Annotated in this window: 10 protein-coding genes, 1 tRNA gene and 5 pseudogenes; 13 read left to right on the top strand and 3 right to left on the bottom strand. The window is 69.8% G+C overall.

The features are described from left to right. Positions 1-34 precede the first annotated feature (34 nt). Positions 35-328 (bottom strand): annotated as a pseudogene (locus tag AC5L3C_RS11485) (helix-turn-helix domain-containing protein); the annotation flags it as partial. Between the two features lie 309 nt (positions 329-637). Between AC5L3C_RS11485 and AC5L3C_RS11480 the strand changes: the two are divergent. The 8 genes and pseudogenes from AC5L3C_RS11480 to AC5L3C_RS11445 form a co-directional block, all read left to right on the top strand. Continuing rightward, positions 638-859 (top strand): annotated as a pseudogene (locus tag AC5L3C_RS11480) (FtsK/SpoIIIE domain-containing protein); the annotation flags it as partial. 81 nt (positions 860-940) lie between these two features. After that, positions 941-1267, top strand: a pseudogene (locus AC5L3C_RS11475) (DUF2637 domain-containing protein); the annotation flags it as partial. Between the two features lie 149 nt (positions 1268-1416). Then, positions 1417-1608 carry a mobile element transfer protein gene (locus AC5L3C_RS11470; protein ID WP_019527054.1) on the top strand — a complete coding sequence of 64 codons (192 nt, stop codon included), beginning with the start codon at positions 1417-1419 and terminating at the stop codon, positions 1606-1608. A gap of 10 nt (positions 1609-1618) precedes the next feature. After that, positions 1619-1813, top strand: coding sequence for a hypothetical protein (locus tag AC5L3C_RS11465; protein ID WP_358873513.1), 195 nt, complete (start codon positions 1619-1621; stop codon positions 1811-1813). A gap of 14 nt (positions 1814-1827) precedes the next feature. Then, positions 1828-2084 (top strand): annotated as a pseudogene (locus tag AC5L3C_RS11460) (SpdD protein). Positions 2085-2216: 132 nt separating this feature from the next. Further along, positions 2217-3539 (top strand): replication initiator, encoded by a 1323-nt coding sequence (locus AC5L3C_RS11455; RefSeq protein ID WP_493648890.1) that lies wholly within the window; start codon positions 2217-2219, stop codon positions 3537-3539. Further along, positions 3512-3706: a helix-turn-helix transcriptional regulator gene (locus AC5L3C_RS11450; RefSeq protein WP_493648888.1), complete on the top strand. Its 195-nt coding sequence runs from the start codon at positions 3512-3514 to the stop codon at positions 3704-3706. Before AC5L3C_RS11455 ends, AC5L3C_RS11450 begins: the two co-directional genes overlap by 28 nt. Then, positions 3703-5075: pseudogene (locus AC5L3C_RS11445) on the top strand (tyrosine-type recombinase/integrase). Before AC5L3C_RS11450 ends, AC5L3C_RS11445 begins: the two are co-directional and overlap by 4 nt. A gap of 175 nt (positions 5076-5250) precedes the next feature. Here the strand turns inward: AC5L3C_RS11445 and AC5L3C_RS11440 are convergent. Then, a complete protein-coding gene (locus AC5L3C_RS11440) occupies positions 5251-5760 on the bottom strand; it encodes a hypothetical protein (protein WP_493648886.1) in 510 nt (169 codons plus the stop codon). 227 nt (positions 5761-5987) lie between these two features. After that, positions 5988-6059, bottom strand: a tRNA-Arg gene (locus AC5L3C_RS11435). Positions 6060-6186: 127 nt separating this feature from the next. On the opposite strand from AC5L3C_RS11435, the gene AC5L3C_RS11430 reads away from it, so the two are divergent. The 5 genes from AC5L3C_RS11430 (at position 6187) to thrC (ending at position 11861) form a co-directional block, all read left to right on the top strand. Further along, a complete protein-coding gene (locus AC5L3C_RS11430) occupies positions 6187-6663 on the top strand; it encodes a response regulator (protein WP_493653825.1) in 477 nt (158 codons plus the stop codon). Positions 6664-6774: 111 nt separating this feature from the next. Continuing rightward, a complete protein-coding gene (nrtL, locus tag AC5L3C_RS11425) occupies positions 6775-7815 on the top strand; it encodes an ArgS-related anticodon-binding protein NrtL (RefSeq protein WP_493648884.1) in 1041 nt (346 codons plus the stop codon). Positions 7816-7832: 17 nt separating this feature from the next. Beyond that, the gene (gene lysA, locus AC5L3C_RS11420) at positions 7833-9224 is read left to right on the top strand and encodes a diaminopimelate decarboxylase (protein ID WP_493648882.1); all 1392 of its coding nucleotides are present in this window, start codon (positions 7833-7835) and stop codon (positions 9222-9224) included. Between the two features lie 279 nt (positions 9225-9503). Then, complete coding sequence (locus tag AC5L3C_RS11415) at positions 9504-10796, top strand: homoserine dehydrogenase (RefSeq protein WP_493648880.1); 1293 nt, start codon at positions 9504-9506, stop codon at positions 10794-10796. A 6-nt stretch (positions 10797-10802) separates the two neighbouring features. Continuing rightward, complete coding sequence (gene thrC / locus AC5L3C_RS11410; RefSeq protein ID WP_493648878.1) at positions 10803-11861, top strand: threonine synthase; 1059 nt, start codon at positions 10803-10805, stop codon at positions 11859-11861. Positions 11862-12085: the final 224 nt, after the last annotated feature.

The raw sequence follows: 12085 nt of genomic DNA, 5'->3' as shown, positions 1-12085 counted from the left end.
GCTGATCCACAACTCTTGACAATTACTCCCGTCTTTGGATGACGAAGTCCTCGTCGTCACTGCTCAGCAGGCGGGGACGGCCTCCCGCCCACTGAGGGTTTAGGCATGCAAGCCCGATCTCGTTGAAGCGGTGGATCACGTCTCGGACGGTGTCCTCGTCTGCCTGGACCAGCCGCGCGATCACCGGGACCGTGCTGCCGCCGGCCGAGGCCAGCAGCATCATCGCCCGCCGAAACCGTACCGAGCTCGTACTACCTCGCCGAACGATCTGCTGAACCTTCTGCCCCTCCTGCTCCGTCAGCCTCCGGACCCTGACCGGTGGTGCCATCCCGCCTCCTCTACTGGTTGGAAGCGACATCGCTTCCAACCAGCACAAAGAGCAACCCGGTGAACCTATGCGGTCACAGCACTAGCAGCGATCCGCGCCGTGTCCCTCGCCGCCCACGGCTCAGGTCGGTGGAGCGGCTTTGGGGTGGCGCTGCTTTGGCGCGAGTGATCATGGCCCCGTAAGCTTCCGGCGCGTCGGGCAGTCTGTGGACCTACCCGGTAAAGCACGACGTTGGGGCCATGATCTTCGAGGCTCGCGCCAAAGTGGCTCCGTAAAGCCGTGGAGCCGACCGCCCCAGCCACGACGTACCCCTGTGCCATCGCCGCCGAGCTGCCCGGCGGCGACACCTCCGGCGGCTGGTCCCGCATCCGCACCCCCTACCTCTCCCTCGCCGACGCTGCGGCTACCTGCCGCGCGACGGCTGACCTGGCCCCCGACGTACCGGCGCTCCACCCCTTCCGGCCGTACGTCCCGCCGATGCCGGTGGAGGCGTCCGGGCCCGTAGCCACGGGCCGCCCGGTCATCGAGTAAGCGCACCCGCCCACGGCCGGCACGGCCGTCCCGTGCCACGTCCCTACCCCCTCCATGCCTGGAACCGGAAGGAGCTGCGCCGTGCGTGCCCTGCCCGTCCGCATCGACGCCGTACTCGTCCAAGCGCTGATCGCTGCCGCGCTGTCCTTCGCCCACCTGCATGACCTGGCGCTGGCCGCCGGACAGGACGGCTGGAAGGCCTGGGCCTACCCGGTCTCCGTCGACCTGCTGTTGGGCGCAGCCTGGCGGCGGCTGCGCTCCGGTGAGGCGAAAACGGCCGGGTGGTGCTGGTTCCTCGTCGCCCTGACCGCCTCGCTCGGCGTCAACGTCGCCACGGCCGGACTCCTCGACCTCGACGACGTGCCGGACTGGCTGCGCATCCTCGTCGCCGGATGGCCCGCGATCGCCTTGACCCGACAGAACCGCCTCACCGAAGCCGTGCTCATCGCTGAGCCCGTGATCCTCGCCGCCGACAGCTACGAGGGCGACGAGATCTTGCGCTGGCTGGCCGAGCACGTCACCGACTTCACCGGCCATGACCTCAAGGAGACCCCGTGATGACCGCCAACCGCCGCTTCCGCCGCGTCGTCCGCATCGGCCCCGTGCAGGTCGCCACCTACTACGACGGCCGCGGCCGCGAGAAGCACACCGCAGCCTGCACGGCTCCACGCTGCGGCTTCGCCACGGACTACGACAGCCGCGCCGCCGCCGAACTCGCCGCCCGTACCCACCGCTGCGCCATCCGCTGAGGGAGCTCCCGTGACCGTCTCGCTGCCGCTCGTCTTCGTCCTGGGCGTCATCGCCTGGGCCGCGATCAAGTTCCTCGGCGTCCGGCTCTGGGTCGCCATCGTGATTGCGCTCTTCGGCTTCTGGCTCTCGCACACCTTCCTCGCCCCTGCCATCGAGTCCGGCACCCGCTCCGGGGTCGACGTCGTCAACGGCACCCACGAGTGACAAGGGGATCCGCCGTGTTCCGTCCCAAGCTGCCCGACGTCCCGACTCTGCCGACGACCACCGTCACGCATCAGCAGACGCAAGCTCCGGTTGCCTCGGCCGGCCGTCCGGTCGCCCCATACGTGGGCATGGTGCTGGCGCGGTTGCCGCCGTGGTCGTCGTCGGGATCGTGCTCACCGCGCTCCTGGCGGCGGTCGCCGTCTCGGCCGTTTCTGTGGCCATCGCCGCCGTGGTCCTGCGCTCGCTCGTCAACGGCGCACACAAGCGCTGACCGGCCGCCGGGGCGGCAACAAGCCGCCAAGCATCCCGCCGCCCCGGGGACGTCCCTTCCGAACCGTCACGACAGCCGAAAGGAACTCCCATCATCACCCGGCAGACTCCGCCTCCGCTGGCGGAACTCTCCATGCTGGCCTCCCTCGGCACCCTGCCCGAGCTGGGCCGCCAACTGTCCGGCCTGGGCGGCTGCACCCGCCCGGTACGCCTCGACGGCCACCGCACCGAATACGCGGTGGACCGGACCACCGGGGAGATCGGCCGCGTCCTGCACCACCTGGACTCCTCCGCCCTCCCGGCCGGCCAGCTCCTCGTCCGCTGCAACAACCGCCGCGTCACCCGGTGCGCGGCCTGCGCCGAGACCTACCGCCGCGACACCTACCACTTGATCACCGCCGGGCTCCGCGGCGGCAAGGGCACCCCCGAACGGGTCGCTACCCACCCGCGCGTCTTCGCCACCTTCACCGCCCCCGGCTTCGGCCCGGTCCACAACCGCCCCTCCGGTGATCGCCCCTGCCGCTGCGGCGTCCGCCATGACGATCAGGACCCGGCCCTGGGCACGCCCTTCGACCCGGACACGTACGACTACGAAGCGGCCGTGCTGTGGAACGCGCACGCCGGGGCCCTCTGGCAACGCTTCTCGATCTACCTCCGCCGGGAGGTCGCCAAGCGAGCCGGCCTCACCCAGCGGGCCTTCCGGGACCATGCCCGGGTCTCCTTCGCCAAGGTGGCCGAGTACCGGAAGCGGGGCGCCGTCCACTTCCACGCGGTTATCCGCCTCGATGGCCCGGAAGGCGGCGAGACCGCGCCCCCGGCCTGGGCGACGGCCGAGCTGCTGACCGACGCCATCCGCGCTGCCGCCGCTGCCGCTCGCGTCGACGGCCCGGATGTCGAGGGTCGGCCGCACACCTTCGTCTTCGGCCGACAGCTCGACGTCCGTACGATCCGGTCCACGGACTTCGACGACGGCCAGGACCTGACCGAGCGGGCCGTAGCGGCGTACGTCGCCAAGTACGCCACCAAAGGCGCCGAGACTGCGACCGGCACCCTCGACCGGCCGATCCGCTTCCTCGCCGAGCTGGCACAAGCGAGGATCACCGACCACGCCCGGCGCATGATCCGCACCGCCTGGACCCTGGGCGCACGCACCGAGCTGGCAGACCTCCGTCTGCGGGCCTGGGCCCACATGCTCGGCTTCCGCAGCCACTTCTCCACCAAGTCCTGCCGCTACTCCACCACCCTCGGCGCCCTCTGCGATGCCCGCGCCGCATGGCGCCGCGCCCAAGCCGATCCGGCCGTCGACACGGGCCAGGAAACGACTCTCGTCCTCGCGCACTGGGTCTTCGCCGGAACCGGCCTCTCCAGTGCTGAAAGCTGGCTCGCCGCCACCCTCGAACCCGCTGCCGGAACGGAAGGAGAACCGACATGGACCGCCGACGCGACGAACTCATGACCGTTCCGCAGATCCTTGCCGAGCTGGGTGGGGCGTCCCGGCGCACCTTCTACCGCTGGCGCGAATTGGGCCAGGGGCCCGCTGCGTTCAAGTTGCCCAATGGGGAGCTCCGAGTGTGGCGGAGTGACTTCACCACGTGGCTGCGGCAGTTGGAGGCGGCGGCGTGAAGTCCCCCGACGTGAAGGTCTGGAGCGCTGTAAGCGGGACACCAAGACGCCCTCGTACGGAGTCCGCTGGTCTGTTGCGGGCAACGTCTTCTCGGAGTCCTTCCGGACCAAGGCGCTTGCCGACCACTACCGCACGAAGCTCATGCACGCGATGCGCGAGGGCGAGGAGTTCGACACGGAATCGGGCCTTCCGGCCTCGATGGAAGAGAAGAAGTCGGCCGTATCGTGGTACGCCTTCGCTCTCAGGTACCTCGCCATGAAGTGGCCCCATGCCGCACCCAACACACGGGACGGCATCAACGAAACCCTCACCAGCGTGACGCTGGAACTCCTCGACGAGCGTGCCGGACGGCCGTCCGACGAGGTGATCCGCAGAGCACTGCGCAACTGGGCCTTCGTGCTGCCGGGGCCCGATGACCGGGAAGTCCCGGACGACGTGCGGAACGTTCTCCACTGGGTGTCCAAAGCGTCCCGGCCGCTCGCCGATCTCGCAGAACCGGCCACGGCTCGCGCGGTCCTCGATTCGCTGAAGCTCAAGCTCGACGGCACGGCGGCAGCGGCGGAGACCGTGCGGCGTAAGCGTCGGACGCTCGTCAATGCCGCGAATTACGCCGTCGACCTGGGGGAGCTGCGGGAGAACCCCATCACGGCTGTCCGCTGGCAGAAGCCGAAGGTGTCCAACCAGGTCGATCCGCGGGTCGTCGCCAACCCGGAGCAAGCACGGAACCTGCTGGCGGCGGTTTCCTACGTGGGCGCGTACCGGCGTGCCCGTGGTCGTCGCCTCGTGGGTCTGTTCGCCGCCATGTACTTCGGCGGTCTCCGGCCGGCGGAAGCGGTCGGCCTCGTCGAGACGGACCTGAACCTTCCCGGGCAAGGCTGGGGCTCGGCGCTGCTCCACCGGACTCGTCCGTCCGTCGGCAAGCAGTGGACCGACTCGGGGGAGACCCATGACGACCGCGGGCTGAAGAACCGGCCGACCGAGGATGTGAGGCGGGTGCCCATTTCGCCCCACCTCGTTGCTGTGCTCCGTGAGCACCTGGCCACCTTCGGCACGGCGGACGACGGGCGGCTGTTCTTCAGTGAGAAGGGCTCGGTCGTCCCGTCCTCGACCTACTACAGGGTGTGGCAGGAGGCCCGGCTTCTCGCGCTTCCGCCGGCCGTCGCGGCCTCGCCGCTCGCGAGTCGGCCGTACGACCTCCGGCACTCGGCACTGTCGACATGGCTCAACGCCGGGGTCGACCCGACAGAGGTGGCCGAGCGCGCCGGCAACAGTGTCGAGGTCCTGCTGACTCGCTACGCGAAGTGCCTCGACGGACGGCAGGACGTCGCCAACCGACGGATCGAGGACCTGTTGCGCGAGTACGAGTGAGACATCCTGCACCGGTACGGAGGCCCCGGGTACTTTGCCCGGGGCTTCCTTTATGGCCCAATGCCTAGTGATGACCATGAAGGCTGCTGTCGCGTCAGCGAGTGTCCGGATCTAATCGGCGCACCTCAGATGGCTCCGCTGAATAGGACTTCTTGCGTGTCCGCTGTCTGTGGCCCTACTCCAGGGCCAGTCGAGCTTCCTCCTCCAGCTCTGCCAGAGCATGAGTCATGAAGTCATCGAGGTTGCTGTTCGCCCTGGCCCAATCGGCGCTCGGTTTGGGCAGCCGCTTACGGTCCAAGCGGGCTTCCAAGCACTCTCGGATGTCGCGCATGGCGACATGGGTCACCGCAAGCATGGCGTCGTCCCCGTGTGTATCGCAGGCCATGGCTGCACTGGTAATCAAGTCAACGGAAGCCGTGAGACGCCTTCGCACCCTTCGGTCACGGAAGGCAAACACCGACGTCATGCAGTCCTCAGTGAACTCTTCCTGCTCAAACCAGCCGGTAAGACGGCGTCCCTCAACACGCATGCGCCGCAGAAGTCCAAGGAGTGTGACAGCGGCCTTCTGCTCCTCAGCGGCTTCACGACCCCAGCGGGTGTCTCGAATGACGAAGTAGTTCCCGAGCAGGGCGATGACTGCACCAAGGGGCCCGCCGATCAGGCCGCCTATGATCGCTTCCGACATGAGGCACAGTCTGCCAGGCGGACAGTGCTGGCCGGAGAGCTTCTTGTGGGTGTGAGTCCCTAGTCTTTCCTAGACCTCACCTGCGGCGATGCCCCAAGATCCCGTCCACGCCTCGTCCACAAACCCCGGCATACGGCCGCTTCGGCCCGCACACGCCTGCACATACGCGGAGACCCCGGCCTCAGCGTTTCCGCTGGTGACGGGGTCTTTGGGCACCTCATACTGGGTGCCCCCGGCAGGATTCGAACCTGCGCACACGGCTCCGGAGGCCGTTGCTCTATCCCCTGAGCTACGGGGGCGTGTCGTTCGCGTGGTGATCGCGGCGACGGGTAGAACACTACCAGTTCCTCAGGGGTGGTCAGGAACCTGTTTTCGCAGCAGGCGGCGTCGGTCCGGAGTGCGGGGTGTCGCTCGTGCGGGGCGGAAGTGGGGAAACGCCGGACGTGGTGGCCGGTCCCGACCTACTCTCGAGTTGTGCCAGGCGCGTCGGGCCGGGTTCTTGTTGTGGACGACAACAAGGTCATCCGGCAGCTGATCAGGGTCAACCTCGAGCTGGAGGGCATCGAGGTCGTGACCGCGGCCGATGGTGCCGAGTGTCTGGACGTCGTTCATCAGGTGCGGCCCGACCTCGTCACGCTTGATGTCGTCATGCCGAGACTGGATGGGCTGCGGACTGCCGGTCGGTTGCGAGCGGATCCGCGGACCAGGGACATCCCGCTCGTTGTCGTCAGTGCCTGTACGCAGTACGAGGTCGAGAGCGGGCTCGAGGTCGGGGTGGACGCGTTTCTGGCCAAGCCCTTCGATCCGCAGGAGCTTGTGCGGATCGTGCGGGAGCTGATCGCCAATCCTGTCGGGCGGGTGCGCGGGTCCGGGGATGCCGAGCCTGCTGCCGGGCACGCCTGAGGGCACGGCCCGGTCGGGCAAGGGCGCCTGCTGTCCATGCGGCGTCCATATCGCGGGATCGACGGCAAACCCGTTCGCCTCCCCACCCCCCTCCTCCCATACGCTTGTCCCGTGACTCCCGTCGAGCTCTCCCGCACCGTGCTGCACGCGGTGCGCCGTGCCGTCGACGAGGGGGAACTGAGCGTGGCTCCGCCCGAGCGGGTCGTCGTCGCGCCTCCGGGGCCCGGGGGGTGCGGGGACTACGCCACCAACGTCGCCCTTCAGCTCGCCGGCCCGGCCGGGCGGCCGGCCCGGCAGGTCGCTGATGTTCTGCGGGCGCATCTCCTCGACGCCGGCGGGATCAACGACGTCGTGATCACCGGGCCCGGGTTCATCAACATCTCCCTGGGGGACACCGCGTCCGTCGGGCTCGTACGGGAGGTTCTGCGGCGTGGGTCCCGGTACGGGTACGGCGACTCCCTTGCCGGGGAAGGCGTCGTACGGCTGACTGCGGCCCGTGAGGTGCGGGCTGTCGTTCAGCTCGACGTCGTGGCTCGGCTTCTTCGGTCGCAGGGGGCTCGCGTGCACACCCGTTGCGCCGGTCCGCTGGAGGCGGAGTGGGGGAGTGTGCTGGGCGTACGCGTCGATGACGTGTGCGAGCGGCCGGAGAAGGTCGGGGTTCGGCCCCACCCCGCGCCCTCCGATCCCGTGAGCCTCGGGCGTGACGCCGGGCGGTGGGCCCTGCTCTCTCCCGCTGCTCATGATCGGGCCCGGATCAGTGACGAGTATCTGGTGCAGCGGGAGAGTAATCCCCTGTTCCGGGTGCGGTACGCGCATGCCCGGAGTCGGGCGCTGGTGCGCAATGCCGGGGATCTGGGGTTCCGCGCCGAGCCCGGTGTCGTAGGCGGCGGGCAACCGGCGCTGGTGCAGGCCCTCGCCGATTACCCCCGTGTGCTCGCCTGCGCCGCCGCCCACCACGCGCCCGACCGGCTGGCCCGGCATCTCGTGACCGTCGCCGATGCCCTGTTGCCGTTGCTTCCCGCCGTGCTGCCCCTGGGGGAGGAGAAACCCTCGGCCGCCCACCGTGCCCGGCTCGCCCTTGCCGAAGCCGCCGGGACGGTGCTGGCCGGTGGCCTGTCCCTGCTCGGCATCGACGCACCCGATCATCTCTAGGAAGCCCAAGACCAGTCATGAGCCGTTCCGCACATCCCGCCGGGCCCCGTCACGCCGACGTCCTCCCCGAGGGGCACTACTCCGCACCGCCCGCCGACCTCAACGCCCTCGACGCCAAGGTGTGGTCCGAGACCGTCACCCGTAATGACCACGGCGTGCTCACCGTCGGCGGGGTCGACGTCAAGCGGCTTGCCGAGGAGTTCGGCACGCCCGCCTACTTCCTCGACGAGGACGACTTCCGGGCCCGGGCGCGGGCCTGGCGCACCGCGTTCGGTGACGACGCCGACGTCTTCTACGCCGGCAAGGCGTTCCTGTCCCGGGCCGTCGTGCGGTGGCTGTACGAGGAGGGGCTGAACCTCGACGTGTGTTCGGGCGGGGAGCTGGCCACCGCGCTGTCGGCCGGGATGCCCCCCGAGCGGATCGCCTTCCACGGCAACAACAAGTCGACCGGCGAGATCCGGCGGGCCGTCGAGGCCGGGGTCGGGCGGATCGTGCTCGACTCGTTCCAGGAGATCGTCCGCGTCGCGCACATCGCGCAGGAGTTCGGCACCCGGCAGCGGGTGCAGATTCGTGTCACCGTCGGTGTCGAGGCGCACACGCACGAGTTCATCGCCACCGCCCACGAGGACCAGAAGTTCGGCATTCCGCTGGCCGGCGGGCAGGCCGCCGAGGCCGTGCGGCGGGCGCTGAAGCTCGACGGGCTGGAGCTCATCGGGATCCACTCCCACATCGGGTCGCAGATCTTCGACATGTCGGGCTTCGAGGTCGCCGCGCACCGCGTGGTCGGGCTGCTCAAGGAGATCCGCGACGAGCACGGCGTCGAACTGCCCGAGATCGACCTTGGCGGCGGGCTCGGCATCGCGTACACCAGCGACGACGACCCCCGTGAGCCGCACGAGATCGCCAAGGCGCTGACCGAGATCGTCACCCGGGAGTGCGAGAGCGCGCGGCTGAGCACGCCGCGGATCTCCGTCGAGCCCGGGCGCGCCATCGTCGGGCCGACCGCCTTCACGCTCTACGAGGTCGGCACGGTCAAGCCGCTCGACGGGCTGCGGACGTACGTCTCGGTCGACGGGGGGATGTCCGACAACATCCGTACCGCCCTGTACGACGCCGAGTACAGCGTCTCCCTGGTGTCCCGCAGCTCCGACGCCGAGCCGATGCTCTGCCGGGTCGTCGGCAAGCACTGCGAGAGCGGGGACATCGTGGTCAAGGACGCCTTCCTGCCGGGTGACGTGGCGCCGGGCGACCTCCTCGCCGTGCCGGCGACGGGGGCGTACTGCCGGTCGATGGCCAGCAACTACAACCATGTGCTCCGCCCGCCGGTCGTCGCCGTGCGCGGGGGCGAGGCGCGGGTCGTCGTGCGGCGGGAGACGGAGGAGGATTTGTTGCGGCTCGACGTGGGGTAAGGCCCCGGCCGGCCGTAAGGGGTGTGGGCCGCCCGGTCACCCGGTCGGGGCGGGCCGGAAGATCGCCGGTCCGACCGGCCGGAAGGTCGCGGATCCGACCGGCCGGAAGATCGCCGGTCCGACCGGCCGGAAGGTCGCGGATCCGACCGGCCGGAAGATCTCCGGTCCGACCGGCCGGGGAGATGAAATAGACGTCTCACGATCCGGACAAAGGGCAGAAACTTCCGTCCGGTGAGTGAGACTGGTGCAACCGAGACGGTAATCAGGAAACGAGGTCGGATGATGCGTACGCGTCCGCTGAAGGTGGCGCTGCTGGGCTGTGGAGTGGTCGGCTCAGAGGTGGCGCGCATCATGACGACGCACGCCGACGACCTCGCCGCCCGGATCGGTGCCCCGGTGGAGCTCGCGGGCGTGGCCGTACGGCGGCCCGACAAGGTGCGCGAGGGCATCGACCCCGCGCTGGTCACCACGGACGCCACCGCGCTCGTCAAACGGGGCGACCTCGACATCGTCGTGGAGGTCATCGGCGGCATCGAGCCCGCCCGTACGCTCATCACCACCGCCTTCGAGCACGGCGCCTCCGTCGTCTCCGCCAACAAGGCCCTGCTCGCCCAGGACGGCGCCGCGCTGCACGCCGCCGCCGAGGAGCACGGCAAGGACCTCTACTACGAGGCCGCCGTCGCCGGCGCCATCCCGCTGATCCGCCCGCTGCGCGAGTCCCTCGCCGGCGACAAGGTCAACCGGGTGCTCGGCATCGTCAACGGCACCACCAACTTCATCCTCGACAAGATGGACACCACGGGCGCCGGCTACCAGGAGGCGCTCGACGAGGCCACCGCGCTCGGGTACGCCGAGGCCGACCCGACCGCCGATGTCGAGGGCTTCGACGCCGCCGCCAAGGCCGCCATCCTCGCCGGGATCGCCTTCCACACGCGCGTGCGCCTCGACGACGTCCACCGCGAGGGGATGACCGAGGTCACCGCCGCCGACTTCGCCTCCGCCAAGGGGATGGGCTGCACCATCAAGCTGCTCGCCATCTGCGAGCGGGCCGAGGACGGGGCGTCGGTCACCGCGCGGGTGCATCCCGCGATGATCCCGCTCAGCCACCCGCTCGCCTCCGTGCGCGGCGCCTACAACGCCGTGTTCGTCGAGTCCGACGCCGCCGGGCAGCTGATGTTCTACGGCCCCGGCGCCGGCGGTGCGCCGACCGCCTCCGCCGTCCTCGGGGACCTGGTCGCCGTGGGGCGCAACCGCGTCGGCGGGACCACCGGGCCCGGTGAGTCCGCGTACGCCGCGCTGCCCGTCTCGTCCATGGGCGAGGTCGTCACGCGCTACCACATCAGCCTGGACGTGGCCGACAAACCGGGTGTTCTCGCCCAGGTCGCGACCGTGTTCGCGGAGCACGGCGTCTCGATCGACACGGTTCGCCAGCAGGGCAAGGACGGTGAGGCGTCGCTCGTCGTCGTCACGCACCGTGCGTCCGACGCCGCCCTCGGCGGGACCGTCGACGCGTTGCGCAAGCTCGACACCGTGCGTGGTGTCGCCAGCATCATGCGGGTTGAAGGAGAGTAACCAGCAATGACCCACCAGTGGCGCGGAATCATCGAGGAGTACCGGGACCGGCTGCCGGTATCCGACAGCACACCGGTTGTGACGCTCCGTGAGGGCGGTACGCCGCTCGTGCCCGCGCAGGTGCTCTCCGAGCGCACGGGCTGCGAGGTGCACCTCAAGGTCGAGGGGGCGAACCCCACCGGGTCCTTCAAGGACCGCGGGATGACCATGGCGATCTCCCGGGCGAAGGAGGAGGGCGCCCAGGCCGTCATCTGTGCCTCCACGGGCAACACGTCCGCCTCCGCCGCCGCGTACGGCGTGCGGGCTGGCATGGTCTCCGCCGTCCTCGTGCCGCAGGGCAAGATCGCGCTCGGCAAGATGGGCCAGGCGCTGGTCCACGGGGCGAAGATCCTCCAGGTCGACGGCAACTTCGACGACTGCCTCACGCTCGCCCGCGCGCTGAGCGACAACTACCCCGTCGCGCTGGTCAATTCGGTCAACCCGGTACGTATCGAGGGGCAGAAGACGGCCGCCTTCGAGATCGTGGACATGCTGGGCGACGCCCCCGACATCCATGTGCTTCCGGTGGGCAACGCGGGCAACATCACCGCGTACTGGAAGGGGTACAAGGAGTACGCCGCCGACGGGGTCAGCACCAGGACGCCGCGCATGTGGGGCTTCCAGGCGTCCGGCAGCGCGCCGATCGTGCGCGGCGAGGTCGTCAAGGACCCGTCGACCATCGCCACCGCCATCCGGATCGGCAACCCCGCCTCCTGGGAGTACGCGCTCGCGGCGCGGGACGAGTCCGGCGGTGCCATCGATGAGGTGACGGACCGTGACATCCTGCGCGCCTACCGGCTGTTGGCCTCGCAGGAGGGTGTCTTCGTCGAGCCCGCGTCCGCCGCGTCGGTGGCCGGTCTGCTGAAGGCCGCCGAGCTGGGCAAGGTCGACCCGGGCCAGCGGATCGTGTGCACGGTCACCGGGAACGGTCTGAAGGACCCGGACTGGGCGGTCGCCGGTGCGCCGCAGCCGGTCACCGTTCCCGTCGACTCGGCGGCCGCCGCCCAGCGGCTCGGTCTCGTCTGACCTCGGGGGGATCGGTCCCGGCCAGAGGGCTCGGGCCCGTCCCCCCGGACCCCTACCGCGCCGGAATGCACAAGACCGGCGTAAGGGGGCGTCGACCTGGGGAAGTTACTTATAGGGGGTGCACAGGGGGCTCGCGACACGCATCGTGCGCCTCCCGTGCGCCCTATGTCGCCACTCAACCTTCCTTCGATAGGCTGTACTGAACCCGCCCGCCGCATATGCCG

This window comes from Streptomyces speibonae, from assembly GCF_984686075.1.
The sequence above is the reverse complement of the archived record's forward strand: the minus strand, read 5'-3'. Positions and strand labels throughout refer to the sequence as shown.